Genomic DNA, 25744 nt, shown 5'->3' with positions numbered 1-25744 from the left:
CCGTAGCGCGGGTACTGCGCAGACAGCAATTTCATCGCAGCAATGACAGGAGCGTCCTTGACTGGCAGGCGCAGCGTGTAGCTCAGGCTGGAGCGGGCCAGGCCGATGAGCCCGCAGGCCCGCCGCTCTGACAGGCCCCGCTCGCAAGCGAGCTCGACCTGTTCGCGTCGGGCCTGCGGGCTCACCACTTTTTTGCGTTGATCTCCTTGAGGACCTCGATGTCCAGATCACGCTCGGCCAACAGCTTCTTGAGCCTGCCGTTCTCGATCTCCAGGGCCTTCAGTCGTTTGACATCGGCAGCTTCCATCTGACTGAAGTGCTTGCGCCAGGCATAGATGGTGGGTTCGCTGACCTTGTGCTTCTTGGCGGCCTCGGCCACGCTGGTCTTGTCTGCTTCGCGCAGCACGGTGACCATCTGCTCTTCGGTGAATCGGCTCTTTCTCATGGGCTCCTCGCGGGTTGGGAGCCATCTTCCTAGAAATTACTGGTCCGAAGAAACCGGGCAGGTCAGTGCAACGGCTGGCGAAACTCAAGAAGGCGCAGATTGCCAGCGAACCTAGGCGGCTGGCCGCTGGTTGCCGCAGATGCTGACCGAGCCTGTGCAGGCCAGTGAAGCGCTGGACGAACACGAGCTGGAAGATTATCAGGCCGCTTGGAACAGGGACAAATGCTGAAATGCTCCATTTCATTCCGCCTTCGGCCGAGATTTTTTCTGGCGTCTCCGGCGAAGCCGGACCGCGCTCTGGTGCTGCGCATCGAGCCACCAGGCCACAGGTGTCCTGGCGTCTCGACCCTGTCGGGCGCCGATCGCTGACGCCTCCGGCCGTCCCGGCCTCCGCGCTGCGCTTGCCTTCCTCGCGCCTGCAGGTGTGGTGGGGCTGGCTTGCTGTTCCCTTCATCCTTGCACACCGTTCTCGCCGTCAAGGTCTGCGCGCATTGCATGCGCTTGCGGCCTGTCGGCCGTCTTCGAACCTGTGACCGCTGCGCTGCGGCGTGCCGGTTCCGGTCTCGGGCAATCCCGCCCGATCACTGGAGTTGGTCATGCAGCACGATCTGTTTTCTTCCCTCGATTCCTTCCAGGCACTCTCGGTTGCCGCTTCCGCTTTGCTGGTGCGCGATGTCGCGGGCCAGTACCGTCCGGCCCAAGCCGACGAGGTGCTGCTGGCCGCTCAGCGCTTGCTGGCCGCCCAGGTGCGCGGCAGCGACTTGATGGACTCACCCGCTGTGGTGAAGGACTTCCTGCGTGCCCGGCTGGGCAACCTGCCGCATGAGGTGTTTGCGGTGGTGCATCTGGATGCACAGAACCGCGTGCTGGACTACGTCGAGATGTTCCGGGGCACGGTGACCTGTGCCCTGCGCTGGAGAAAGCGGGCGTGGTGGTGGTGTACGTGGACCTCTGGGCCGACGCCTCGCGTGACCCCGGTGTGCTGATTGCCGACGCCATTGGCCGCGCCCTGCAGCCGCACCTGGGCGTGATTGCCCGCACCGCCAAGAAGACCGGGCTGAACAAGGTGAGCCTGGCCGGTTGGCTGGACGTGGACACCAGCCGGATCGGCAAGCTGGACGGGCTGACGCTGGTGGACGCCTTGCGTGCCCTGCACGAAACCGCAGGCAAGCCGGTGGCGCTGGTGATTGACGAAGCCCAGCACGCGCTGACCAGCGAAGCGGGCGAGGCCGCCATGACGGCGCTGAAGTCGGCCCGCGACCAGTTGAACCGGCCCGGCGTGGTGAACCTGATGCTGGTGATGTCGGGCTCGGACCGCGACAAGCTGCTGCGCCTGGTGAACACCAACGGTTCGCCCTTCTATGGCTCGCAGATCAAGACCATGCCCGCGCTGGGGCAGGACTTCATCGCGCACATCGTGCAGCTGATCGAGGCGCAGCGCCCGGAGCTGGCCCCGGTGGACCAGGCCACGCTGCAGGCCGCGTTTGAAGGCTTTGGCAGCCGGCCGCAGTTCTTCATGGAAGCGCTGGGCCAAGTGCTCAGCCCGCTGGCGGCGCTGACGGGTCGCTTTGAGCCCGCCATGCTGCAGGCCGCCGCGCAGCGCCAGCAAGACGACGAGGGCCAGATGGAATCGGACTACCTGGGCCTGAAGCCGCTGGAGCAGGCGGTGCTGTGGCGCATGCTGGAGCAAGGCCCCCGCTTCCGGCCGTACGACGCCGAGGCGCTGCGCTTCTACCGCGAGAAAACCGGGCGCGACAAGGCGGTGACGCCGCAGCAGGCGCAGAACGCGCTGGAGTCGCTGCGCCAGCGCATGCCGGCGCTGGTGTGGAAATCGGCCCGGGGTGAATACGCGGTGGAAGACGCGGCAATGCACCGCTGGTACGAAACCCGGGCAGCGGCCGGCACCTGGCCACCGCTGAGCCGGCAAGGCAACCTGCTGCCAGACACCGAGTAGCCCAACGCCGCACCGCATTGCCCCCCAAACCGACGACACAAAAATCAGGGAGCCCGTCGTGAACGATGTCAGCAAACCGGAGCGCGCCACCCAACACCGGGTGGTGCAGCTGCTGTGCAAGGACCTGGGTTACCGCTACCTGGGTGACTGGACGGAGCGCGCCGGCAACGCCCCGATTGAGGAAGCCCTGCTCACCGCCTTCTGGCAGGCCAAGGGTTACACGCCAGAACACATGAGCCGGGCGCTGACCACGCTGCGCAGCGAGGCCGCCAACCCCACCCGCACGCTGTACGGCAACAACCAGGCGGTGTACAGCCTGCTGCGCTACGGCGTGCCGGTGAAAACCGGCGCGGGCGAGCAGGCCGAGACGGTGCACCTGGTGGACTGGGAGCACCCCGAAGCCAATGACTTTGCGGTGGCCGAAGAAGTGACGCTGAACGGCGGCCTGGAGCGCCGACCCGACGTCGTGCTGTACCTGAACGGGCTGGCCGTGGGCGTGCTAGAGCTGAAGAACAGCCGGGTGAGCATTGGCCACGGCATACGGCAGAACCTGTCGAACCAGTTGCCCGAGTTCAACGAGGGCTTCTTTGCCACGGTGCAGCTGGTGATGGCGGGCAACGACAGCGAGGGCCTGCAGTACGGCACCATTGCCACGCAAGAAAAGTACTTCCTGAAGTGGAAGGAAGACGAGGCCGACAACGCGGGCTACAAGCTCGACAAGTACCTGCGCAAGCTGTGCTGCAAGCCCCGGCTGCTGGAGATCGTGCACGACTTCGTGCTGTTCGACGCCGGCATCAAGAAGCTGCCACGGGTGCACCAGTACTTTGGCATCAAGGCGGCGCAGGCGCATGTGTTGCGCCGCCAGGGCGGCATCATCTGGCACACGCAGGGCGCGGGAAAAAGCATCTTGATGGTGCTGCTGGCGCGCTGGATTCTGGAGAACCTGCCGCAGGCGCGCGTGCTGATCGTGACCGACCGGGACGAGCTGGACCAGCAGATCGAGCGCGTGCTGGGCGACGCGGGTGAATCTGTGTACCGCACCGACAGCGGCAAGGACCTGATGCGCCAGCTGGCCCTGCCCTCGCCCCGGCTGATGTGTTCGCTGGTGCACAAGTTTGGCGGCCAGGCGCGCGGCAAGAGCGAGGCGGAGTTTGAGCAGTTCATCAAGGACGTGCAGGCCGCCCCCAGCGCCACCTACGGCGAGCTGTTTGTGTTTGTGGACGAATGCCACCGCACGCAGAGCGGCCGGTTGAACCGGGTGATGAAGGCGCTGATGCCCAACGCGGTGTTCATCGGCTTCACCGGCACCCCGTTGCTCAAGGAAGACAAGGCCACCAGCCAGGAGGTGTTTGGTGGCTACAACGAAAGAGGGTAGGACCGGAGCTCTTTCAGGTCGACACCTGTTTGACCGGACGATCTTTGAGACAGCTTGTCAATAAAAGCGAAGAGTGAGTCCTGCTTGAGAAACTGATAGGCGTATCGAGCATCCAGTGTTGCATCTGGAATTGCCTTGATCAATGCGACGTTGTATGCACCAGTGAGGCCTCGAAGAATCTGAAAAACCGGAGGGCCATATCGACCAATCATGATGTCGGTCGAATTGCAAAATCGACGAGCCAAGCATCTGGGAATAAATACTTCGAATCTGTCCGACTTGTAGTCTCGTATCTGGATCAACCGCACGTACCCTGGCCTTGGCGATCCAACAAAATGGCTTCTGTCTGGCTGAGAGCCACCCTCAAACCTGAAGAGATCTCCTATGGTCTTTAGCAGCCAATCTGAGGGAACAAGCCCCACATCAGTCTGAGAGCACTCCGCCTTCACAAAGTATTTCGCACTCGGCTCGTTCAGTTCCATGTGAACCCCATCCGTACCAGGTGCTCGTCCACTCGGGCCTGCAGTTCGTCGGCCAGTTTCGCCACGGCGGGCAAGGGTGCGTCGTAGCGGTCGGCCAGCTCTTTCACCCGTTGCGTCAGGCGCTGGGTGATGCGGTCCAGCTCACCATGCGCAGCAGCACCCATTGCGGCGAGCCATTTGTCATCCACCACCAGAGCCTGAATTTCCGTCTCGCTCAGGCGCGGATAGTGGTCGTGGGCCTGTCGGTCCACATGGGCTTCCAGGTCCTTAAGGGCCTTTTTGAGTTGCGACTCTTCGTCGCTCAGGTGTTGCCAGCGTCGGAGCACGGCAGCTTCGTCGGCCATCTCTGGATCGGTCTGAATCTGTTTGAGGTATGCGGCTACGCGCAGGTACTTGCGGATGGTGTTGCGCGAGAGGCCCGTGCGGCGGGCTATCTCCCGGATGGACAGCTGCTCTCGCAGGGCCCAGCGCCTGATGACACTCAGTGTTGCCACGTCTATCACTCCTGGTCTCCTGCTGCTCAGCAAAGCAGCAGGTTAGGGTTAGTACGTGGGTCAGGTTTGGATGGAAATCCCGGGGGTTAGTGGGTCACTTCTGCGTGGAAATCAACAGCCGGGCATCTGAAAACGCGGCCCTGCAGCTGCCTGTCGCCTTTGCTGCGGCCCAGGTAGCAGGCCATGCCCTGGCCGGGGGTGACCTCGGTGTTGTCAACGCGCAGGTTGACCAGTTCGTCGGAGCGGAATCCGCGCCAGAACCCCAGCAGCATCAGACTGCGGTTGCGCGTGTGGCGCAGCAAGGCCGGCTGGTCTCCGGAGCGCTGGGCGTTGCCGATGGCGGCATCGAGCCACTGATCGACCTGCTGGAGCACCGCCAGTTCCAGCGGGCGCGCGCGCTTTTCTGGTACGGCGTGAACGGAGCGAATGCCTTTGAGGACCTGGCGCACCAGGGCCGATTTGGTGGGATCGGGAAAGCCTTGATCGGTGTGCCACCGCGACAGCGCCGCCAGCCGCTGGCGTAGCGTGTTGATGGCAAGGGTGGCCGCATGGTCGGCCAGGTAGCGGGAGATGGCGTCGGCCGTCGAAGGCAGCAAACCTTTCCACTCGATTTCAAAATGGCGTATGGCCGAAGCGTAGCTTCGGCGCGTGTTGTCGCGCTCGGCGGCCTCGATGTATTCGGCAACACGGGTCATGTCATTGTCGTCAGGCGCCCGCCGGTCCACATGCAAGCGACAGCTGACAGGCGAGCGTTTCGAAAATTGGGTTGCGCCTGATGCTGCGGGGCGAGCTCAGGCAAACTGCAACTCGATCTTGCCGGCGCGGCGCCGCACCGGGCCGACCACGATCTTCACATCGTGACCCAGCCTGGCCACCAGTTCCAGCAACTTGGCTTCGCTGACACCGCGGAATTGGCCGCGCGTGATGCGCGAGACCTTGGATTGATCGATGCCCAGCAGCGTCGCCGCATCTTCTTGCGTCAGACGGCGCGCCTTGATCGCGCGGGCGATCTCGCCTGCGAGCTGGGACTTTCGCTGCATTTCCGCAGCGTCGGTATAACCCAGGTCGGCATAGACGTTCGTGCTGCCTTCTTCGATCGTGATGTCGTTGTGTCCATTCATTTGCGTGCTCCTTGCTGTGCTTGCCAAACCTCAAAATCCTGCTTCGCGGCCTTCAGGCGGTTGTTGATCAAGTCCATGTCTGGCTTGGGCGTGGCGATGCCGCTTTTGGACTTCTTCTGGAAACAGTGCAGGACATAAACCCACCCGGCGAACTTGACCGTGTAAACGGCCCGGAAGGTGTCGCCCTGGTGGCCCTCGACCACCTCCAGCACGCCGGCCGAGCCGAAACCCGTCATCGCCTTGGCATCCCGGTGCTTGCCTCCGGCTTGGGCCAGGTCGATGGCATGGCCAAAAACATCTTTGACATCCTCCGGCATGGCATCCAGATCGCGCTTGGCGGAGCTGACCCATTTGATGGGCTTGCGGGCTTGCTTCAACATCGCTTCAATTATGCCCGTTTGGGCATATCTTCGTCAACTCGCAGTCTTTGCCACCGAGGTGTGAGCCTGGTGTTGGCGCCGATTGAATTTTGACCAGGCGAGGATAGTCGGCCCGATGCAAGGCGCCTCCGCAACGACATCCATCGGCGCGCGCTTGCGCAGCCAGTTCATGGTCAATGCGCAGCAGCAACGTTGCGAACTTCGGGTCTTCAATGAGGGCATGGCACACTGGAGCGGTCTCTTCTTCTTGGTCGAAAAAGAGACTCTCCCACAGCGCTCCGTGTGATCACGGTCGCTGAGGGAGATCTTCTACGCAGCATCACGCTGCTCGATCAAATCAGCCGCCAACGACATCAAGATTCGTGGCCGTGCTCACGATGCCACCAGCCGGGATGCCGAACCGTATCAATCTGCACCAAAAGGACGGTGCTCGTGAAAAGGGAATCTTCTTAAGTTATTGATTTAAAACGGAATTACTTCGCCTACCGTATCAATTTGCACGAGAAATACGAATACCCCAGTATCGGCCGCACGATGCGCTTGATGGCCGGTGGTCCTGCTCGACGATGTTGGTCAGACACTTGTTCTGACGCGGATGGGGATGTTCGCTCTGGAGTCTTGGTTGACTCTCAGGATGGCCGCCGTGTTGGCGCCGCTCTTGTTGACAGTGATCTTCTCGGGTATGCCGTTTAATCCGAGGCCAGCTCCAGGAACCGACGAACAGCAGCGCAGTCTCTCGTGTCCCGCAGCAGAAAGTCGATGGTGTCACCGTCGCGGTCGACCGCTCGGTACTGATACTTCCACTGGTCCGCGACCTTGATGTAGGTCTCGTCCATCCGCCAGCTTGCGCTCACCGGGCGTTTGCGTCGTCGGGCTACTGCGGTCTGCACTGGCGGGATCTTCATTGCCCAGCGATGGACCGTCGCGTGGTCGACGCAAACGCCACGCTCGGCCATCATCTCTTCGATCTGCCACAGGCTCAGCGAATAAGCCGCACATAGCAACGGAAGCGTCTCAGTGCATGTGTTGGCCGCCGTTGACCGAGAAGTCGGCCCCGGTGGAATAGCCGCTCTCGTCGCCCGCGAGCCAGGCGATGATCGAGGCGATTTCACTCGGCTCGCCCAGGCGCTTGACCGGAATCGCGCCCACAATCTTGTCGAGCACTTCCTGCCGGATCGCCTTGACCATGTCGGTGCCGACGTAGCCCGGGCTCACGGTGTTCACCGTCACGCCCTTGGGCGCCAGCTCTTGCGCCAGCGCCATCGTGAAGCCGTGCATGCCGGCCTTGGCCGCCGAATAGTTGGTCTGGCCTGCCTGGCCCTTGGCGCCGTTGACCGAGCTGATGTTGATGATGCGGCCCCAGCCCTTCTCGACCATGTCGCCCACCACCTGTTTGGTGACGTTGAACATGCTGTTGAGGTTGGTCTCGATCACCGAGCTCCATTCCTCTGGCGCCATCTTGAGGAACATGCGATCGCGCGTGATGCCGCCGTTGTTGACCAGCACGTCGATGCTGCCGTGCTCCGCCTTGGCCTTGGTGAAGGCTTCGACGGTCGACTCCCAGTCGCCGACGTCTCCCACCGAGGCGTGGAATGAGTAACCCTCGGCTTCCTGCTCGGCCAGCCACTTGGCGTGGTCCCGCGTGGGACCGCAGCCGGCGATCACCGCGAAACCATCCTTGTGCAGGCGCAGGCAAATGGCTGTTCCGATGCCTCCCCTGCCCCCGGTGACGTATGCGACTTTTCTGCTCATGATTGTTCCTTGATGTGTACGAACCTGAACCGGCGCAGTTCACTTTAGCGACGTTTCTCATCACCCCGCTCAGGAAAACACTTAGGGCTACGCTGAACAAGTTGAGAGGTGGCGCGAGGTTTGCATGTATCGAGTCACCAGAGACACGAAGGTGAAGATGAAGCAACAGACCCTGGCGATGGCCGCCGATCAAGGCGATGGCTACGAGCAGTACCGCAAGCGCACCAAGCGGGACACATTCCTGGCGACGATGGAGCAGATCGTGCCGTGGCAGGAGCTGTGCTCGGTCATCGAGCCTCACTACCCCAAGGCCGGCAACGGGCGCCCACCGATCGGGCTGGAACGCATGCTGCGGATGTACTTCGTGCAGCACTGGTTCAACCTGGCTGATGAGGCCTGCGAGGAGGCTCTGCTCGACAGCACGGCGCTGCGCCGCTTTGTAGGCATTGATCTGGGGCGTGAACGTGTGCCTGACGGGACCACGCTGCTGAAGTTTCGCCGCCTGCTGGAGAAGCACAAGCTGGGCGAGGCCTTGTTTGCCAAGGTGGGGGAGGTGCTGCAGGCCCGAGGCATGAAGGTGGGCACCGGCACCATCGTGGATGCCACCATCATCGGCGCGCCCAGCTCGACCAAGAACGCCGACAAACAGCGCGACCCGGAGATGCACCAGACCCGCAAAGGCCAGCAGTGGTACTTCGGCATGAAGATGCACATCGGCGTGGACAGCCGCACTGGGCTGGCGCACAGCGCTGTGGTCACGGCAGCCAACGTGCATGACAAACATCCATTGCCCGAGCTGTTGCACGGGAACGAGCAGCGTGTATACGGCGACAGCGCCTACGCCAGTCAGAGGGCGTTGATCGAATCGAAGGCGCCACGGGCCAAGGACTTCACGAACCAGCGCGTGCGCAGGGGTGGCGAGATCGACGAGGCCGCGCGCTCGAAGAATCACAACAAGTCCAAGGTCCGCGCCCGGGTCGAACACGTCTTTGCCGTGGTCAAGCGGCTCTGGGGCTTTGCCAAGGTGCGCTACCGAGGCCTTGCCAAGAACGCCACACGTTCGTTCGTGGTGCTGGGTCTGGCCAACATCTACCTGGCGCGGCAGCGCCTCGCGGCATGAGTGCGCCCGTTGCGCACTCCAAGTGCGCAAGCACGGCCGGTATGGCCGGGGAACGCGGTCAAATCGCGAGGCTTCCCCGCGTCAGCGACCCATTGGGCAGCGGATCGCTCAAATCGGCTACTTGTTCAGCGTAGCCTTAGCCCGGGTAGCAACGAGGCGGGCTTTAATCTGAGGCTACGCTGAACAAGTTTCCATCGCGTCGATTGCCCGGTAGATTGTGGTGCCATGAAGCAACAGACACTCGCCATGGCCGCTGATGCACAGTCGGGCTTTGAACAACACCGCCAGCCCACTCGACGCGACGAGTTTCTCAAGACCATGGACGCCTTGGTGCCCTGACCAGCGCTGTGCGATGAACTCTCACCGCGTTACCCCAAGTTCGGTAATGGGCACCCGCCCATTGGACTGGAGCGCATGCTGTGCATCCACTTCATCCAGTATTGTTTCAACTTGGCAGACCTCGCCTGCGAGGAGGCCTTGTACGACAGCGCCAGCCTGCGCCGCTTCGTTGGCATTGACCTGGGCTGTGAGCCGGTGCCCGACGCCACGACGATGCTCAAGTTTCGCCGCCTGTGCAATGACAACAAGTTGGGCGAGGCGCTATTCGCCCGCGTCGGCAAGGAGCAGGTGGCGTCCCGCATGCACGAACCATCCGACAGTCACCGTGCCGGCGATCCAGAGCAGACCGAGTCCCAGTTGCTGTTGATCGTCGATTCGATAGGCGTTGCACAGGCGCACCGGCGAATCCTGGTACAGCGTTGCGATGACGATCGTCATCGGGACGACGCTGCCAAGAAAGAACGCCTGCACCATCAGGCCCGCGGCGCGCCACGACGGCCACAGCACGGCGCCAGCAAACAGCAGGGCGGCAACCTTGGCGCCTTCGACGCGCGGGTCGAGCAGCGCGAGGTCGAGCACACGGGGGATCATCAACACCGCGAGGATCAAGGCCGTTGCCGTCAGGCCCGAGATGCCCACCGCGTTCCAGGTGGACAGGCGCAGAGCCAGTGCAGGTGGCAGCGCCATGGTCATGAGTGCGCCGGCCAACATCAGCGCCGGGTACTGCACGAGCATGTGCAGGCTCATGCTCGACTCCAGGGTTTGCCGAAGCGGCGGCAGCATCGACACGGCCAGCAGCGCGACGCCGGCGGCAAACCGAATGACGACCGGCTTGCGTGCCGCGCTCATACCGCTCCCCTGTCGGCGAGGGCACGGGCGAAGGCCAACGCAGTATCGAGGTCCGAATAATCGAACACCCGAACCAGCCGGCCGGTCGGATCGACCACCAGCAGCGCGGCATTGTGTTCGAAGCCGCCGAGGCCGTCCGGAATCACCGTGACTTGATAGTGATCGAGCAGGCGAGGGCCCACCCCGGCCTTCGCGGAATCGACCACCCGGGCGAAGCGCCAGATGCGCGGATCTGCTTGCAGGCGCGTCGCGTACGCGGCGAGCACGCCCGGGTCGTCATGTTCGGGATCGAAGGTGATCGACAGCAGGCGCACCCTGGAAGAGCGGCTCGATGCGCGCTCGTGTGACGCGATGGCCGACTGCATCTGCTGGAAGGCGGTGCCCAACGCCGCGCACACCGTGACGCAGCGCGTGTACATGAAGTCGACGATCGTCACGGCGCCCTCGTCGGAGAGGAGCTGCGCCAGCGTCCTTGCCTCGACGCCTGGGCCTTCCATATCGACCGGCGGAGCCGGCAGCGGTCGCGCCGCGATCTCCATGCGGCGCGCGCCTTCGGCCGTCCAGGTTTTGAAATCGAGTGTCAACCATTGCGCTGCAGCATACGAAAGCAGCGCGAACACGACGCAGGCGAACGCGGTGCGCTTCATCGCGTCATCCGCATGCGCGTCAGCGGTGCGAACCTGATCTTTTTCAGGGCTTGCGGGCCCTTGGTGCCTCGGGGCAGAACGTCGGCCAGCGTGTGGCCGTCCAGCTCCCGCATGAAGCCCAGCAGCGCATCGTGGATGACGTGGGCCAACCCGCAGTGGCCGGTGAGCGTGCAGGTGCTGCCGGTGGCAAAGCATTCGACCAGCGCGAAATCGGGCTCCACGCTGCGCACCACGTCGCCCAGATTGATGTCCTCGGGGCACCCCGCGAGCCGCATGCCGCCGCCCTTGCCGCGCACGGTTTCGATCCAGCCGTTCAGCCCCAACTGGTGGGTGATCTTCACCAGATGCGCCCGCGAAATGCCATGAACCTCGGCAATCTCCGTGATGGTGCACAAGCGTTCCGGGCGCATCGCGACATACATCAGCAGGCGCAGCGAATAGTCGGTCATCGCGGTCAGGCGCATGGGACGTCTCGGCTCATGGCGTCTTGGTGGCGAACGCTTTCAATTCCTGGCCACCAGCGAACGGCGTCGTGCGGGGATTTGCCTTGCGCTCCTGTTCGAACAGTTCGGGCTTGACCGGCTCCGCCTTGTTGGACCAGCTGCCGCGGATGTGCGTTGCCAGCGCTGCGAGCTCCGCGTCACCCAGTTGATTGAAAGGCGGCATGGCGCCCTTGTAGACCGTGCCGGCGACTTCCATTTCCCCCGTGATTCCGTGCAGCAGGATGTTGACCACGGTGCGCGCATCGCCTGTCACCCATTCCGAACCGTCCAGTGGCGGAAAGACCCCGGGCAGTCCCTTGCCGGTGGCCTGATGGCAGGCCACGCAGTTTGCCGTGTAGAGCTGCTTGCCGTCGGGGCCGGCGCCGCCGGAGGAGGGTGAGGGGCCCGACAGCTCGGCCACCGAGCGGCGGTCTCCCAGCCCGGGCGTGCCGAACGGGTCCGACAGCAGGATGTAGCCGACGCCGAACAGCACCATGACGACGGCGACCGCCGCGACCGTCAACGGCATGGGGCGACGGACTTCGTCCGGTTCAGCGTTCTCGCGCTCCTGCGGCGGGCGATGAGGGTCAACGTCGTGTGACATGTGGAGGTCTCGCGTGCGGTCAGGATTTGGGAGCGGGAGCGGCCTTCGATTCACCCTCGGCGTCGCTGGCAGACGGGGGCAGCGGCGGCAAGATCGGGTAAGTGCGATTCAGCGCCTGCAGGTACTTCACCAGATCCAGCGCCTCGGGCCTGGGCACCACCACGCGGCCCTGCGGGGCGTAGCCGGGCGGCAAGCTCAATACCTCTTCACCGGCATCGGCCGCTTCCTTGACGTCGAACAGGAAAGGGTACGACGGCATGTTGGAGCCCGGCGCATAGGCGCGCGGCTGGTAGAGGTGGCCCAGGTGCCAGTCCTTGCTGGGTTGGCGCGCGCCGATATTCAGCAGGTCCGGGCCGGTTCGCATGCTGCCCAGCAGGTGGGGCTTGTCGTAGAAATAGTCGCCGGGCACCGATGCGCGGCCCCACCCGCGTTCGAAGTCAGGGCCAAAGCTGCGCGTGCGCGGCTGCTGGCTGTGGCAATAGACGCATCCATTGGCGATGTACACCTCCCGGCCGCGCAGTTCTGCCGTGGTGTAGGGCTTGAGCGCGGGAGGCTTCGGGATGTCGCGAACCTGCATGTACGGCAGCACGACCAGCGCGGCTGTTGCCACCCCCAGCGCCACCATGGCGCCCGCGGCGAGTTTGATTTCACTTTTCATGCGCGACCTCCTGTTGGCCTTGTTGCCAGAACAGGGCAGCACCCGCGCGCGAAGGGCCGAAGCGCAAGGCCATCGCAAGGAAGTGGCCGACGAACACGACGTGGCTGGCAAGCATCAACGTGCCTCCCACACTGCGCCATTTCAGGTAGGGCATTGTCAGCGTGACCGACTCGATGAACGGCCGTGCCGCGTCGAGCATGGCAACGCCCTGCAGCCAACCGCCGATGGTCAGGCCGACGAAATAGATGGTGATACCGATCACCGCCAGCCAGAACTGCAGGCTGATCAGCCGCGGATAGGGCCACTCCCAGTTGAGCACCCGCGGCATCATGAAGTAGATCGCGCCGAAGAGCACCATCGTGACGAAGGCGTAGGCGCCCAGGTGCGCGTGCGCCACCGTGAAGTGCGTGAAGTGCGTCACCTGGTTGACGCTGCGCAATGCCTCCAGCGACCCCTGCACCGAGGACAGCATGTACATGAGGCCGCCGAACATCATGAAGCGCAGCGTCGGCGAATAGCGCGCCAGATGCATGCGCCCCTGCATCGTGAGACCCATGTTGATGCTGAAGGCGATGACCGGGATGACCATCATCATGCTTTGCACGATGGACAGCGTCACTAGCCACCCCGGGACCGGACCGCCGACCAGATGATGTCCGCCCACCTGTCCGTAGAAGAAGGCCAGCGTCCAGAACCCGAGGATGGACACGTTGTAGGACCGCACGGGCCGCCCGATGATCTTGGGCAGGAAATAGTAGATGGCGCCCACGCTGACCGGCGTGAACCAGAGTCCCAGCACGTTGTGCCCATACCACCAGTTGGTCGTCGCCTGCTGCACACCCGTGTGCACGCCGGGCATCTTGCCCACCAGGTACAGCAGCGCGATCCATAGCAGCGCCGCCACCATGTACCAGACGCTCACATACAGGTGGTCCACCTTGCGGTTCACCAGCGTGAACAGCACCGGCAGGATGACGAGCGCGAAGCCGGCGAAGATGAAGATGCCGATCTGCCACGGAATCTCCAGGTACTCCATGCCATCGGTCCAACCCACCGCGATCGCGCCGATGCCGCCGGCGATGCCGGTGTTGATGAGGGCGCCGCCGAGCATGGCCCAGATGCCGCCGACCAGGCGCGTGCGCAGAAGCCGGGGCAGCAACCACAGGATCATGCCCAGGGCGGCGTTGGTGATCCACCCATAGAGCACGGCGTTCAGGTGCACGCTGCGCATGCGCCCGAAGGTCATCCATGCCTGGCTGACCAGCCAGTCGGGTTCGTGCAGCTTGATGGAAGACACCAGGCCCGCGACAGAGCCGACCAAAAGCCAGACGCACGCGAACGCGATGAACATGAACACCGGAAACGCGGTGGAGGTATCGGCGTCCACGCGGTCGCGGATTTCCTGGGGGTCGGCGTGGTGTGTTTCAGTGCCGGGCGGCGTGGCGGCTGCCTGCATCGAATCGCGCGCTGCGTCGTCGAGCGCCGGGTCGTCCACCTTGCCGATCTCGCCCCGCGCGAAGATGACGGATGCGTCCCTCGGGTTCTCGACCAGCAGTCCACTGCGCATGGACCAGATGAAAACGAACAGGCCGATGATCGAGAGGAGAAATGCGCCCAGCAGGCTCAGGATTGCGCTGTCCATCAGTGTCCTTTCACGCGCGCTCGGTCGCGCTACAACGGGAGAGCGGGCGGTCCCACGCCAGGCGGACAACCAGAAGCCCACCATCTTCGCCAGATGAAGATCCCGGTTGTGAACTTTTGCGCCGAATACCGCCGAAAGAATACCGTCGTCGCGTACCTTCGATTCGCCACCCGGACCTCAGTGCAAACCGCTGTCTGTCAAATGCCCGCATATCGTACTCGCCTGTCTTCTTTGGTCTTCTTTGTAAGTTGACTCTGCCGTGGTTCGAGCGCTGGCTGGCCCTCGGCGAGTCCGCGCAAGGCCATGGCGCGTCCCAGGACTTGATGTGAATCAATCCATGCGCGGGACAGGATGGCATTGCGGCACTTATAAGATATATTTAGACTGAATCTTACAGGAGCTTGCCATCGGCAAGTCCAGGAGCACGAATTGATGGCCACCGAGTTGTGTACCGAGGACGAGGTCTCGAATCTCGTCCAAGCCTTCTACGCGCGGGTGCGGCAGGACGAAGTGCTTGGCCCCATCTTCGACGCCCACGTAGACAACTGGGACCACCATCTGGCGAAGTTGGTGGACTTCTGGTCTTCCATTCTGCGGCGCACCGGACGCTTCACTGGCGCGCCCATGCCCAAGCATGCCGTGCTGCCCGAGCTGACCGCCGAATTGTTCGAGCGCTGGCTGCGTTTGTTTCGCGAGAACGCCGCTGCGCAGCCCAATCGAGCGCTGGCAGAGCACGCGTGCGTCATGGCCGAGCGCATCGCGCAAAGCCTGTGGATGGGCTACCAGATAAACCGCGATCCGGACGCCGTTCCTACGACGCTGTCGCATGGCTGAGTTGCTGCGGATCGACGAGCCGGGGCAGGCGAGGGCGCTTGCGCCGCAGTGGTCTGCCTTTCTCGAACTGGGTTTCCGGCCGCTGTACCTGGCCGGCTGCTTCTGGGCTGCTATATCGGTGGGGCTTTGGATTTTCGCGCCAGGCCTGCTGCGCGGACAACTCGCCGGCGTGATCTGGCATGCGCACGAAATGCTCTGGGGTTTCATCGCCACTATTGCGGTCGGCTTCCTGCTCACGGCGGGCAGCAACTGGACGGGGATGAATCCGCTCAAGGGCCGCGCTCTAGGTGCCTTGGGCCTGCTGTGGGTGCTGGCGCGCGTGGGCTATCTCGTTCCCGGGGCGGCCACCTTCTGGTTGGCCGCAAGTTGCGAGCTGCTGTTCTTTGCCTGGGCGGCCGCAGCGCTGGGCCGCGCCATCTACGGTGCACGCAACCAGCGCAACTACGGTGTGCCGTTGCTCTTGCTGGCGCTGGGTGTGGCCGATGCCTTGTTCCTGCTCGCCGCATGGCAGGGCGACTACGCGCTGCTGATGCAGCGCTTCAACGCGGGACTGCTGTGCATGGCAGTGGTTGCACTGCTGGTGGCACGGCGGGTGCTTCCGTTTTTCGCCATGCGAGCGGTGCCTGGGCTGGCGATTCCCATGCACACGCGCAGCGGCCATTGGCAGCTGGGCGCGGGCACCCTGGGCATCGTCTTCGGGCTGCTGGGTTGGATGTTGGCGATGGCCGCGTTCCTGGCCGCAGCCGGCGTGATTGCGCTGGTCCAGGTGCTGGCCTGGAAGCCGTGGGCGGTGCGGCGCGTGCCCTTGCTCTGGATCCTCTACCTCGGCTACGCCGCGCTTGGTGTGGGCCTGCTGGTGGCGGCAGCGCATGCGTCGGGCTGGGTGTTGCGCGCCGCATGGCCAGTCCATGTGATCGGCGTGGCAGGGTTCTCGGTGTTGATCATCGGGATGGTGACGCGCACGGCGCTGGGCCACTTGGGGCGACCGCTGCGCACCGACCGCCTCATCGTGTGGTGCTACGCCCTGGTGATCGCGGCGGCGGTATTGCGCCTGCTGGCATTGCTGCCGAGCGGTCTGGCGTTCGTCTCGCTGCACGCCTCAGCCGGTGTCTGGGTGTTGGCGTTCGGGCTGTATCTGTGGCGCTTCTTCCCGATGATGATTCGCCCGGGCATCGACCCGGCAACGACGCCGGTGCTCAAACCAGGGCAGATTCCCGTGCGGCCGCGCGCGCCCCAATGAACGGAGTCCATCCATGCGCCTGACCACGATGATCGACTGTGCGCTGCGCCTGTTGATGTACGTGTCACAGGGCAAAGGGGCCCGCATCCGGTTTGATCGGAGGTGGTCGGCATGAGCTACGGCTTGCTGTTGACACTGCACCTGCTCGCTGCCATCGCCTTTGTCTGCACGGTGTTCTTCGAGGTGGTGACGCTTGAAGGCGTGCGCAGCCACCTGCCGCGCGAGACGATGCGCGAGATCGAACGCGCCGTCGGCAACCGCGCCGCGGCCGTGATGCCATGGGTGCTGCTGACGCTCTACGCCGCCGGCATAGGGCTAGCTTGGCAACATCGCGCTGCGTTGATGCAACCGCTATCCAACAGTTTCGGGTTGATGCTCGCCCTCAAGATCGCACTGGCCTTGAGCGTGCTCGGGCATTTTGTGACGGCCATGGTGTGGCGGCGGCGCGGGGTGCTGGGCGGCCGACGTTCGCGCTGTCTGCACCTGAGCGTGTTCTGCCATGTGCTGGTCATCGTCCTGTTGGCGAAGGCCATGCTTTATTTGCAATGGTGAAGCATGGCGGCACCGGATTTTTATCTTCTGATCAAGACTGCCCACGTCGGGCTGGCGCTGCTCAGTGGAGGGCTGTTCGCCGGGCGAGGCATAGGCGTTCTGATGGGCGCTACCGCGCCCATGTCGCCTTCGGTGCGCCGCTTGAGCCAAGTGATCGACACCACCTTGCTGGTGGCGGCAATGTTGTTGCTGGCCGTACTTCAGGTCAATCCCTTCGCAACGGCCTGGCTGCTGGCCAAGCTCACGCTGTTGGTGGCCTACATCGTGTTCGGAACGCTGGCGCTCAGGCGGGCGACCACGAGGACCGGCAAAGCGGTGGCGTTCACGGCAGCCTTGTCATGCTTTGTGGTGATGGCTGTCATCGCCCGGACGCACAATCCCCTGGGCATTCTGCGCATGGTGGGCTTGTGAAAGAGGCCCGGTTTTTTCTCTTTCAGTCTCGCGCGGATGTAGTTACTCTGAGCTGACCCCTGTTGAAAGAAGCCGACATGCACACCTTTCATATCTACCGCTACGACCCGGACCTCGATGCCATGCCCCGCATGCAGACATTGGCGATCGAAGTCAACCCGGGTGACCGCATGTTGCTCGATGTGTTGATGCGCCTCAAGGCCATGGACCCGAGTCTGAGCTTTCGCCGTTCCTGCCGCGAAGGTATATGCGGCTCGGACGCCATGAACATCAACGGCAAGAACGGCCTGGCCTGCATCACCAACATGAACGCACTGCCGCGCCTGGTGGTGCTCAAACCGCTGCCCGGGCTGCCGGTGATACGCGATCTGATCGTGGACATGACCGCGTTTTTCAAGCAGTACCACTCGATCAAACCCTATCTCATCAACCCGGCGCCGGCCCCGGAGCGCGAGCGCTTGCAGTCGCCCGAACAGCGCGATGAACTCAACGGCCTGTACGAGTGCATCCTGTGTGCCTGCTGCACGTCGGCATGTCCGAGCTTCTGGTGGAATCCGGACAAATACGTCGGGCCGGCGGGCTTGCTGCAGGCCTATCGCTTTCTGGTGGACAGCCGCGACACGGCCACCGCCGAGCGACTCGACAACCTGAACGACCCCTATCGCCTGTTCCGATGCCGCTCCATTCTGAACTGCGTGGACGTGTGCCCCAAGGACTTGCTGCCCGCGGGGGCCATCAGCAAGATCAAGGAAATGATGGTTCGACGCAGCCTTTGACGTTTTCCACTGCACAGTTCAACCTCGCCTCGCGCACCCATCCGTGCCTCCTGTCTGTCACCCGTCCCAACCAGGAAATCCCCATGGCACTGCATCACCTCCAGTCGGGCGAGATCGCCAACCTGCAACATTTTGGCGGTGACGCGCTTAGCAGCCAATCCAGCGCTTTGTTCAAGACCGACCAGCTGGAGGTCATGTGCCTGGTATTGCCCCTGGGCAGCTCCTTGCCCGTGCACGCCGTGGCGGGCGAGATCACGGTGCAGTGTCTGCAGGGCGTCATCGAGTTCGGAACGCCCGGGCATTTGCAGAAGCTGCAGACGGGGCAACTGCTTTACCTGCGCGGTGGTGAACCACACAGCCTGCTCGCGCTGGAAGATGCCTGCGTGTTGGTCACCATCGTGCTGGGGGCATGATGGGCGTTCTCCACCTTGGGTGCTGCTTCATATCCCTTCATCAAGCATGGGACGCTTGTCTGTGACCGCAGCCCAGGTGTCGGCATCGGGCAGCGCGCGTTTGGTGCGTGAGATGGTCGGCCAAGAACGGGCGAGGCGGGCGTTGATGTCCAGGAAATCGCGCTGCATTGGCGGCGTGTCTTCTTCCGCGTAGATTGCGTCCACAGGGCATTCCGGCACGCAAACCGCGCAATCGATGCAGTCGTCCGGGTCGATCACCAACATGTTGGGGCCTTCGCGGAAGGCGTCGACCGGGCACACGTCGACGCAATCCGTGTACTTGCAACGAATGCAGGATTCTGTGACGACAAAGGTCATGGCGGTCTCTCCGTGTGGCGCTTGCCGACGCCGATGCTTACTTGGCCAGTGTCAGGGTGCCCTTCATGATGGCCGAGTGGCCCGGGAACGAGCAGAACCAGGCATAGCTCTCGCCAGCCTTGAGCTTGGCCACGTCAACGCTCACCGCATCGGATTCGCCACCGCCGATGACCTTGGTGTGCGCGATCACGCGGGTATCGCCCGCTTTGACATACGCTTTGTCCAGCCCCGCCGGGATGCCGTCGGTAGCCACGCCTTGAGCGTCGGCCGCCTTGGTCAGCACCCAGTTGTGTCCCATGGCGGCCTTGGGCAGCTTGCCCACGTGCTTGAGCTTGACCGTGAACTGCTTGCAATTGGCCGGCACCGCGACGCTGTTCTTGTTGAACTGCATCGCGTCGTTGCTTTCGATCTCGACGTCGCACGTCGCGGCCAACACGGGGCCAGCGAGCAGAGCGGCCAACAACATGGCCGTGGTGTTTCTCATGTTCATGGTTTTCTCCTTTGCGTTAAAAATTCGAATGGGTGGTGCAGCTCCGAAGTGCTTGCGCCAGAGCACGAGCCCTTAACCGCGGACATCACTCAGGCGTTGCCCTGGGTGCACCCGCGCGGGCGATTTGCCAAGCAAACCCAGCACCACCTGCATGGACATTGCGAGGGCGCCCACGATGAACACGATGTCACCGAAGGTGCGCACCCAGCGCAGGTTTTGCAGCAGCGGTTGCTGCATGAACTCCTCACTGCGCGCGTACCACAGGCCCACGTTGACGCTGGCATGGAATTGAATGATGCCGATAGGCAGCAGGCTGGTGAAGATCATCAGCACCAGGCCGGCGTTGAGACCCCAGAAGGCGGTTTTCATCAGCGGTTCGCTGAAAGCCAGTACCGGACGCAGGTAACGCAGCACGAGCAGCGTGAAGCCCAGCGCCAGAAAACCGTAGACCCCGAAGAGCGCGGCGTGAGCGTGCACCGGCGTGGTGTTGAGCCCCTGGATGTAGTACAGCGCGATCGGCGGGTTGATCATGAAGCCGAAGACGCCGGCGCCCAGCATGTTCCAGAACGCGACCGCGACAAAACACATCAGCGGCCACTTCAGGTTGTCCATCCAGGGTGCACGGGCCTTCAGGCGCCAGTTCTCCCATGCCTCGTGGCCCAGGACGATCAGCGGTACTACCTCGAGCGCGCTGAAGCTGGCACCGACCGCCATCACCGGGGTGGTGGTGCCGGCGAAGTACATGTGGTGGAACGTGCCGGGAATGCCGCCCAGCATGAACAGCGAGGCCGAGGCCAGGCTGGCTGCGGTGGCCATGCGCACCGACACCAGGCCAAGCGTGGAGAAGATGAAGGCCAGCGCTGTCGTGGCGAAGACCTCGAAGAAGCCTTCGACCCAGAGGTGCACCACCCACCAGCGCCAGTACTCCATCACCGAGAGGTGCGTGCGCTCGCCATAGAACAGGCCGGCACCGTAGAACAAGCCAATGGCGCCCACCGAGGCGGTCAGCAGCGCCAGCAGGTTCTTGTCGCCACCCGGCTTCAGCAGGGCCGGCACGACACCGCGCAACATCAGCACCAGCCACAGCAGGATGCCGACGAACTTGCCGATCTGCCACAAGCGCCCCAGGTCCACATACTCGTAGCCCTGGTGGCCGAGCCAGAAGCTCCACTCGGGCGGCATCACCTGCGCAATGGCCAGGTAGTTCCCGATGAAGGAACCCACCACGACCACGACCAGCGCCCAGAACAACACGTCCACGCCGACCTTCTGGAGCTTCGGATCCTTGCCGCCGTTGATCAGCGGCGCGAGGAACAGGCCCACGGCAAGGAAGCCGGTGGCGATCCAGAACAGCGCGGCCTGGATGTGCCAGGTGCGTGTCAGCGAGTACGGGAACCAGCGCGAAACGTCGATGCCGTAGAACTGCTGCCCCTCGACGGTGTAGTGCGCGGTGAAACCACCGATGAACACCTGGAACACGAACAGCGCCACCACCAGGAACAGGTACTTGCCAAGGCCGCGTTGTGATGGTGTGAGCGCGAACGTGGTCAATGGGTCGCGCACGGCAGGCTCGGGCAGTGGCTCGTCGTGGCGGCGCAGGAAGGCCCAGGCCCAGATCAGAAATCCCACGCCTGCCAGCAGCACGACGATGCTGGCGATGGACCAGACGATGTTCTCGGTGCTCGGCTGGTTGCCGATCAGGGGCTCGTGCGGCCAGTTGTTGGTGTAGGTGACCTTCTGGCCAGGCCGCTCTGTTGCGGCGGCCCAGGCGGTCCAGAAGAAGAACCGCGTCATCTGCTGGCGCCGCTCGGCGCTGGGCAGTGTGTTTTCTTTCATCGCGAAGTGCTCGCGGCTCTTCTGCAGCGCGGGCGCGTCGGAGAACAGCTGGTCGTAGTAGGCGGCGGTCTGGGCAATGGCCTGTGCTCGGCGCCCGGAGAGTTTCAGCACCTGTGCTGCATCGACACGGTTGGCGCGGTACTCGGCTTTGAGTTGCTCGCGCAGCGCCGCTTGCGACGGACCGTCGAGCGCGGCGTAAGCCTTTCCATGCGTTTGCTGCGCGGCCAGCTCCAACCAGGCCATCAATTCGCGGTGGAGCCAATCGGCTGTCCAGTCGGGCGCCTGGTAGGCGCCGTGACCCCAGATGGAGCCCAACTGCATCCCGCCGACCGACTGCCATGCGGTCTGGCCATCGAGGATGTCCTCCTTGCCGAACAACGGCGTGCCCTCATCCGTGACCACCTGCATGGGAATGGGCGGGGCCTGGCGGTAGATCTCGGAGCCGTAGTAGCCCAGCAGCGAGAAGGTGACGATCAACACGCCGATCAGCGTGAACCAGAGTTTTTTGTACGGACCCATAACTTCTCCTTGGTCAATGCACCTCTGCCGGCGCGAAGCGCTCGAACAGGATGTTGTTTTCGGTGTGGATGTGTGCCATCAGGTCCTGGCGGAAAGTCCTCAAGCCGGCGTAGAGCGCGCGCCACATGGTGCAGGCGGCGCGTGGTGGTGTGATGCCATCCGTCAGCTCTTCCAGCCGGCGCAAGGCAACACCGTGCTCGTCGTGTTCCATGCGCATCACGGTGATCGGTGCACCGGCTATCGCGCCATGGCCGCGCACGATCATGGGAAACAGCACGTCCTCTTCCTTGCGCATGTGGCTTTCGAGCTCCTGTGCCATCGCCGCGAGGTGGTCGGCCAGACCGTTCGGGCAGTCGGCGCGCTCGCCATGCACCTGCTCGACCTTGCGCGCCAGGCGGATCAGCTCGGGCAACTGCTCGCGGTGCACGGCGTGGTAGCGCGTCAGGATGTGGTCCACCAGCTCGGTGGGTGTGGCTCCGCCCCAGTCACGCTCTCCGCTGACAGCGGCGCGGCCTTCCAGCGTTTGCAGTTCGTCGACGATGGGCGCCGTGTCCACGCCCGCCGCCGCGGCGGCGGAACGCAGCGACTGGCTGCCGCCACAGCAAAAGTCGAGCTGGTAAGCATCAAACACGCGCGTCGCGCCTGCGATGCGCCGCGCGAGCTGGCCCAGGGATTGGTCGATGAATTCCATCATGTGCTCCTTTGGTGAAATCGGGATTGAGGACGGGGCGCCGCCAGCGAGGTCTGCGCGTGCCACAGGTACTTCCCGACTATGCGAATGGCATGCCAGGAAAAACTTGATATGAATCAATGGCTTGACAAATTGATGGTATTTACGACCTCGAAAAAAATGGTAGCGCGTACCATGCAAGGTACATATGACCACTTCCGCGATACACCTTCTCTTGCTGACTGACCTGGTGGCCGACCTGCCGGTGGCGGTGCGCCTGCAACGGCTCGTGGGTAGCCTGCGCGCATATTTCAGGTGTGGTGCGGTGGCGTTGCTCAAGCTGGAGGACGAGCACCTTCGCCCGCTCGCCGTGGACGGACTGGTCAATGACGCATTGGGGCGCCGTTTTGCCGTCAAGGACCATCCGAGACTTGGGGCCATCCTGCAGCGGCGCGGTGTCACTTGCTTCCACCACGACAGCGTGTTGCCCGATCCCTATGACGGTCTGATTGCCGGGCGCGTTGGAGAGCCGATGCCGGTGCACGATTGCATGGGTATGGCGCTGGACGTGGAGGGCGAGCGCTGGGGCGTGATCACGCTGGACGCATTGGAGATCGGGGCCTTCGATGCGCAGGCTCAGAGCGCTCTGGCTCAACTCGCCTGTGCGGTGGAGGCTGCGGTACGCGTTACCCGTCTCGAAGCGGAGATTCGCGGCTTGCGTTTGTCGGGAGGCACGTGGCCGGCGGGTGCACCGGTACAACGCGAGGACAGCGAAATTCTGAGCCAGAGCGGAGCCATCACACACCTGCTCCATGAACTGCAGGTGGTCGCCGATTCCGAACTTCCCGTGCTGCTGCTGGGTGAAACGGGCGTGGGTAAAGAGCTGTTTGCGCAGCGCTTGCACCGCCTTTCTCGGCAAGCGGGCAAGCCATTGGTGCATGTCAACTGCGCCGCATTGCCGGAGTCCCTGGCGGAGAGTGAACTGTTCGGCCATGCGCGAGGTGCGTTCTCTGGTGCGGTGAATGACCGCCCCGGTCGCTTCGAAGCGGCGGAGGGGGGCACGCTGTTTCTGGACGAAGTGGGTGAGTTGCCGCTGTCGATCCAGGCCAAGCTGCTTCGCACCCTGCAAAACGGGGAAATCCAGCGCCTGGGCGCGGACCAACCGCGGCGCGTGAATGTGCGCGTGATTGCCGCGACCAACCGCAGCTTGCGCGAGCACGTGCGTGACGGCTCGTTTCGCGCCGATCTGTACCACCGGTTGTCGGTCTACCCCATCCTGATTCCGCCTCTGCGCGAGCGCGGCAACGACGTGCTGTTGCTGGCCGGGCGGTTTCTGGAGCTCAACCGCGCGCGGCTTGGACTGCGCAGCCTGCGCCTGTCGGCTGAAGCGGAGGGTGCGCTGCGTCGCTACAGCTGGCCGGGCAACGTGCGCGAACTAGAGCACGTGGTCAGTCGCGCGGCGTTGAAAGCCGTGAGTCGGGGCGCGGACAGAAACGAAATCGTCTCGCTGAGCGCGGACATGCTGGACCTGGATGCCCTGGAGATGCCTGTCGGCACGGGAGCGGTTTCAGATCAAGACATCTGTGCAACGGTCTCCACTTCGCGCCTGCCTTCGATGCACGAGGTCGTCGAGGCCTGCCAGCGCCAGGCGATCCAGCAAGCACTCGCGTCGCATGAGGACAACTGGGCGGCAGCCGCGCGCCAGTTGGAACTGGATCCCAGCAATCTGCATAAACTGGCGCGTCGGCTGGGGCTCAAAGCGTGATGCCGCCTCGTTTCCAGGTTCATCTGGTGGTTGGAGAAGTGGTGCTGTCTGGCCAGCTCGGGAACAAGCCAATGCCCCTTTGTTGAATGGGAGACGCACCGAGCGAACCACTTCGTTCCTGCGCGCCCTCTATATTGACCAACTATGACCAGCACCCTCACCACGGCTTCGCCGGCCAGCCCCAAAACATCGATCGACAAGAACAAGATCCGCTTTCTGCTGCTCGAGGGCATTCACCCCTCGGCCGTTACCGTGCTAAAGGCGGCAGGCTACTCACAGATCGAGAACTTTCCTAGCGCGGTGCCAGACGACGAGCTTAAAGCCCGGATCGCGGATGCCCATTTCGTGGGCATCCGGTCGCGCACCCAGCTCACAGCCGAGGTGCTGGCCCATGCCAACCGGATGACGGCCGTGGGTTGCTTCTGCATTGGCACCAACCAGGTGGATCTGGCCGCGGCGCGTGAACGCGGTATTGCGGTGTTCAACGCGCCGTTCTCCAACACCCGATCCGTCGCAGAACTGGTGCTCGCCGAAGCCATTCTGTTGATGCGTGGCATTCCCGAAAAGAACGCCGCAGCCCATCGAGGAGGCTGGTTGAAATCGGCCAGCAACGCGTACGAAATCCGAGGCAAGACGTTGGGCATCGTGGGCTATGGAGCTATCGGCACCCAGTTGTCCGTGCTCGCCGAGGCCCTCGGGATGAAGGTGGTGTTCTTTGACATCGCCACCAAGCTTCCAATGGGCAATTCGCGGCCGCTGACCAGCCTGGCCGAGTTGTTGACCACCTCTGACGTGGTGAGTCTTCATGTGCCAGAAACAGCCGATACGCAATGGATGATCGACGCGCCACACATCGCGCTCATGAAGCCGAACGCGGTGTTGATCAACGCCTCGCGCGGCAGTGTGGTAAAGCTTGATGCGCTGGCCAGCGCGTTGCAGCGCAAGACTCTGATGGGTGCCGCCATTGACGTGTTCCCGCAGGAGCCGCACAGCAACCATGACAGCTTCGAGTCGCCCTTGCGCGGTCTGGACAACGTGATTCTCACGCCCCACATTGGCGGCTCTACGTTGGAAGCGCAGGAGAACATCGGCGTAGAGGTAGCGGAAAAACTCGTCAAGTACAGCGACAACGGCACCACCACCTCGGCGGTCAACTTTCCCGAGGTGGCCCTGCCAGCGCACCCGGGCAAGCACCGACTGCTCCACATCCATCGCAATGTGCCCGGCGTGCTCTCCAGCATCAACGGCATTTTTTCCGATCACCACATCAATATTGCCGCCCAATATCTTCAGACGCGCGAGGATGTGGGTTACGTGGTGATGGACATCGATGCAGCCCACTCGGAGCTGGCTTTGACCCAGCTGGCCGAGGTGCCCGGAACGCTGCGCAGTCGTGTCTTGTTCTGAGGCTCACAGGGTCAGGCTAGTAGTAGCAATCATTCGATTGCCCGCACACGGTACGCTTTGCGCGCAAGACGCCCCATCGCCGCAGGCATCGTCGCGTTTCGCAAAGTGCCGTTGAAGATCAACAAAATCT

At 63.3% G+C, this 25744-nt stretch carries 27 protein-coding genes and 4 pseudogenes; 14 read left to right on the top strand and 17 right to left on the bottom strand.

The features are described from left to right. Window positions 1–445, bottom strand: a pseudogene (locus tag CAP37_RS22165) (transposase); the annotation flags it as partial. A 596-nt stretch (window positions 446–1041) separates the two neighbouring features. On the opposite strand from CAP37_RS22165, the gene CAP37_RS08850 reads away from it, so the two are divergent. Genes CAP37_RS08850 through CAP37_RS08840 form a run of 3 tightly spaced genes read left to right on the top strand, consistent with a single transcriptional unit; the run spans window position 1042 to window position 3774 of the window. Next, on the top strand, window positions 1042–1431 hold the full coding sequence (locus CAP37_RS08850; RefSeq protein WP_086123832.1) for a JAB domain-containing protein: 390 nt from the start codon (window positions 1042–1044) through the stop codon (window positions 1429–1431). Beyond that, the gene (locus CAP37_RS08845) at window positions 1374–2399 is read left to right on the top strand and encodes an ATP-binding protein (protein ID WP_218776839.1); all 1026 of its coding nucleotides are present in this window, start codon (window positions 1374–1376) and stop codon (window positions 2397–2399) included. Before CAP37_RS08850 ends, CAP37_RS08845 begins: the two co-directional genes overlap by 58 nt. Before the next feature lie 58 nt (window positions 2400–2457). Further along, window positions 2458–3774 carry an HsdR family type I site-specific deoxyribonuclease gene (locus CAP37_RS08840; protein ID WP_086123831.1) on the top strand — a complete coding sequence of 439 codons (1317 nt, stop codon included), beginning with the start codon at window positions 2458–2460 and terminating at the stop codon, window positions 3772–3774. Window positions 3775–4639: 865 nt separating this feature from the next. On the opposite strand, the pseudogene CAP37_RS21515 reads toward CAP37_RS08840, so the two are convergent. From CAP37_RS21515 to CAP37_RS08815, 4 genes and pseudogenes are all read right to left on the bottom strand, one after another. Then, window positions 4640–4759 (bottom strand): annotated as a pseudogene (locus CAP37_RS21515) (winged helix-turn-helix transcriptional regulator); the annotation flags it as partial. Window positions 4760–4836: 77 nt separating this feature from the next. Then, on the bottom strand, window positions 4837–5445 hold the full coding sequence (locus tag CAP37_RS08825; protein WP_256926917.1) for a hypothetical protein: 609 nt from the start codon (window positions 5443–5445) through the stop codon (window positions 4837–4839). A 96-nt stretch (window positions 5446–5541) separates the two neighbouring features. Beyond that, entirely contained in the window at window positions 5542–5871 is a 330-nt protein-coding gene (locus CAP37_RS08820; protein ID WP_086123829.1) for a helix-turn-helix domain-containing protein, read from the bottom strand. Further along, window positions 5868–6251 carry a type II toxin-antitoxin system RelE/ParE family toxin gene (locus CAP37_RS08815; RefSeq protein WP_086123828.1) on the bottom strand — a complete coding sequence of 128 codons (384 nt, stop codon included), beginning with the start codon at window positions 6249–6251 and terminating at the stop codon, window positions 5868–5870. The genes CAP37_RS08820 and CAP37_RS08815 overlap by 4 nt, the downstream gene beginning before the upstream one ends. A gap of 115 nt (window positions 6252–6366) precedes the next feature. Here CAP37_RS08815 and CAP37_RS21695 point away from each other — a divergent pair, with 115 nt between their 5' ends. Then, window positions 6367–6537: a hypothetical protein gene (locus CAP37_RS21695; RefSeq protein WP_179190170.1), complete on the top strand. Its 171-nt coding sequence runs from the start codon at window positions 6367–6369 to the stop codon at window positions 6535–6537. A gap of 202 nt (window positions 6538–6739) precedes the next feature. Here the strand turns inward: CAP37_RS21695 and CAP37_RS21965 are convergent. Together CAP37_RS21965 and phbB are read right to left on the bottom strand one after the other, a co-directional pair. Next, window positions 6740–7243, bottom strand: a pseudogene (locus tag CAP37_RS21965) (IS6 family transposase); the annotation flags it as partial. Window positions 7244–7265: 22 nt separating this feature from the next. Beyond that, a complete protein-coding gene (phbB, locus tag CAP37_RS08805) occupies window positions 7266–8003 on the bottom strand; it encodes an acetoacetyl-CoA reductase (RefSeq protein ID WP_086123826.1) in 738 nt (245 codons plus the stop codon). Window positions 8004–8160: 157 nt separating this feature from the next. Here phbB and CAP37_RS08800 point away from each other — a divergent pair, with 157 nt between their 5' ends. Together CAP37_RS08800 and CAP37_RS08795 are read left to right on the top strand one after the other, a co-directional pair. After that, window positions 8161–9123, top strand: a complete 963-nt coding sequence (locus tag CAP37_RS08800) for an IS5 family transposase (protein WP_086124896.1) — start codon at window positions 8161–8163, stop codon at window positions 9121–9123. A 225-nt stretch (window positions 9124–9348) separates the two neighbouring features. Next, window positions 9349–9744 (top strand): annotated as a pseudogene (locus tag CAP37_RS08795) (transposase); the annotation flags it as partial. On the opposite strand, the gene CAP37_RS21510 reads toward CAP37_RS08795, so the two are convergent. The 6 genes from CAP37_RS21510 to CAP37_RS08770 are packed head-to-tail and all read right to left on the bottom strand — an operon-like array spanning window position 9724 to window position 14344. Then, entirely contained in the window at window positions 9724–10311 is a 588-nt protein-coding gene (locus tag CAP37_RS21510) for a cytochrome c oxidase assembly protein (RefSeq protein ID WP_143435913.1), read from the bottom strand. The pseudogene CAP37_RS08795 and the gene CAP37_RS21510 overlap by 21 nt on opposite strands. Further along, complete coding sequence (locus CAP37_RS08790; RefSeq protein WP_086123825.1) at window positions 10308–10958, bottom strand: SCO family protein; 651 nt, start codon at window positions 10956–10958, stop codon at window positions 10308–10310. The genes CAP37_RS21510 and CAP37_RS08790 overlap by 4 nt, the downstream gene beginning before the upstream one ends. Next, window positions 10955–11422 (bottom strand): Rrf2 family transcriptional regulator, encoded by a 468-nt coding sequence (locus tag CAP37_RS08785; RefSeq protein WP_086123824.1) that lies wholly within the window; start codon window positions 11420–11422, stop codon window positions 10955–10957. The genes CAP37_RS08790 and CAP37_RS08785 overlap by 4 nt, the downstream gene beginning before the upstream one ends. A 13-nt stretch (window positions 11423–11435) precedes the next feature. Continuing rightward, window positions 11436–12044, bottom strand: coding sequence for a cytochrome c (locus tag CAP37_RS08780; protein ID WP_086123823.1), 609 nt, complete (start codon window positions 12042–12044; stop codon window positions 11436–11438). A 19-nt stretch (window positions 12045–12063) separates the two neighbouring features. After that, window positions 12064–12702: a cbb3-type cytochrome c oxidase subunit II gene (locus CAP37_RS08775; RefSeq protein ID WP_086123822.1), complete on the bottom strand. Its 639-nt coding sequence runs from the start codon at window positions 12700–12702 to the stop codon at window positions 12064–12066. Then, entirely contained in the window at window positions 12692–14344 is a 1653-nt protein-coding gene (locus tag CAP37_RS08770; protein WP_086123821.1) for a cbb3-type cytochrome c oxidase subunit I, read from the bottom strand. The genes CAP37_RS08775 and CAP37_RS08770 overlap by 11 nt, the downstream gene beginning before the upstream one ends. Window positions 14345–14773: 429 nt before the next feature. Between CAP37_RS08770 and CAP37_RS08765 the strand changes: the two genes are divergently transcribed. The 6 genes from CAP37_RS08765 to CAP37_RS08740 all read left to right on the top strand — a co-directional run bounded on the left by CAP37_RS08765 (window position 14774) and on the right by CAP37_RS08740 (window position 18570). After that, on the top strand, window positions 14774–15178 hold the full coding sequence (locus CAP37_RS08765) for a group III truncated hemoglobin (RefSeq protein WP_086123820.1): 405 nt from the start codon (window positions 14774–14776) through the stop codon (window positions 15176–15178). After that, a complete protein-coding gene (locus tag CAP37_RS08760; RefSeq protein ID WP_086123819.1) occupies window positions 15171–16418 on the top strand; it encodes an NnrS family protein in 1248 nt (415 codons plus the stop codon). Before CAP37_RS08765 ends, CAP37_RS08760 begins: the two co-directional genes overlap by 8 nt. A 111-nt stretch (window positions 16419–16529) precedes the next feature. Then, complete coding sequence (locus tag CAP37_RS08755) at window positions 16530–16970, top strand: CopD family copper resistance protein (protein ID WP_086123818.1); 441 nt, start codon at window positions 16530–16532, stop codon at window positions 16968–16970. Window positions 16971–16973: 3 nt separating this feature from the next. Beyond that, complete coding sequence (locus CAP37_RS08750; protein ID WP_086123817.1) at window positions 16974–17381, top strand: SirB2 family protein; 408 nt, start codon at window positions 16974–16976, stop codon at window positions 17379–17381. A gap of 77 nt (window positions 17382–17458) precedes the next feature. Then, window positions 17459–18157: a succinate dehydrogenase iron-sulfur subunit gene (locus CAP37_RS08745; protein ID WP_086123816.1), complete on the top strand. Its 699-nt coding sequence runs from the start codon at window positions 17459–17461 to the stop codon at window positions 18155–18157. Window positions 18158–18240: 83 nt separating this feature from the next. Further along, window positions 18241–18570 (top strand): hypothetical protein, encoded by a 330-nt coding sequence (locus tag CAP37_RS08740; protein WP_086124895.1) that lies wholly within the window; start codon window positions 18241–18243, stop codon window positions 18568–18570. Window positions 18571–18597: 27 nt separating this feature from the next. On the opposite strand, the gene fdxA is transcribed toward CAP37_RS08740, so the two are convergent. The 4 genes from fdxA to ytfE form a co-directional block, all read right to left on the bottom strand. Continuing rightward, the gene (fdxA, locus tag CAP37_RS08735; protein WP_086123815.1) at window positions 18598–18927 is read right to left on the bottom strand and encodes a ferredoxin FdxA; all 330 of its coding nucleotides are present in this window, start codon (window positions 18925–18927) and stop codon (window positions 18598–18600) included. 37 nt (window positions 18928–18964) lie between these two features. Further along, window positions 18965–19417: an azurin gene (azu, locus tag CAP37_RS08730; RefSeq protein ID WP_086123814.1), complete on the bottom strand. Its 453-nt coding sequence runs from the start codon at window positions 19415–19417 to the stop codon at window positions 18965–18967. 72 nt (window positions 19418–19489) lie between these two features. Further along, the gene (locus CAP37_RS08725; RefSeq protein ID WP_086123813.1) at window positions 19490–21772 is read right to left on the bottom strand and encodes a nitric-oxide reductase large subunit; all 2283 of its coding nucleotides are present in this window, start codon (window positions 21770–21772) and stop codon (window positions 19490–19492) included. Between the two features lie 13 nt (window positions 21773–21785). Then, the gene (gene ytfE / locus CAP37_RS08720) at window positions 21786–22463 is read right to left on the bottom strand and encodes an iron-sulfur cluster repair protein YtfE (RefSeq protein ID WP_086123812.1); all 678 of its coding nucleotides are present in this window, start codon (window positions 22461–22463) and stop codon (window positions 21786–21788) included. A gap of 187 nt (window positions 22464–22650) precedes the next feature. Here ytfE and norR point away from each other — a divergent pair, with 187 nt between their 5' ends. Continuing rightward, complete coding sequence (norR, locus tag CAP37_RS08715; RefSeq protein ID WP_086123811.1) at window positions 22651–24207, top strand: nitric oxide reductase transcriptional regulator NorR; 1557 nt, start codon at window positions 22651–22653, stop codon at window positions 24205–24207. Window positions 24208–24351: 144 nt separating this feature from the next. Next, on the top strand, window positions 24352–25614 hold the full coding sequence (serA, locus tag CAP37_RS08710) for a phosphoglycerate dehydrogenase (protein WP_086123810.1): 1263 nt from the start codon (window positions 24352–24354) through the stop codon (window positions 25612–25614). Window positions 25615–25744 lie beyond the last annotated feature (130 nt).

Origin of the sequence: Hydrogenophaga sp. IBVHS1 (assembly GCF_002127265.1) — a bacterium.
Classification (GTDB): Bacteria; Pseudomonadota; Gammaproteobacteria; order Burkholderiales; family Burkholderiaceae_C; genus Hydrogenophaga.
Note: the sequence above shows the minus strand (reverse complement) of the source record. Positions and strands in the feature narration are given on the sequence as shown.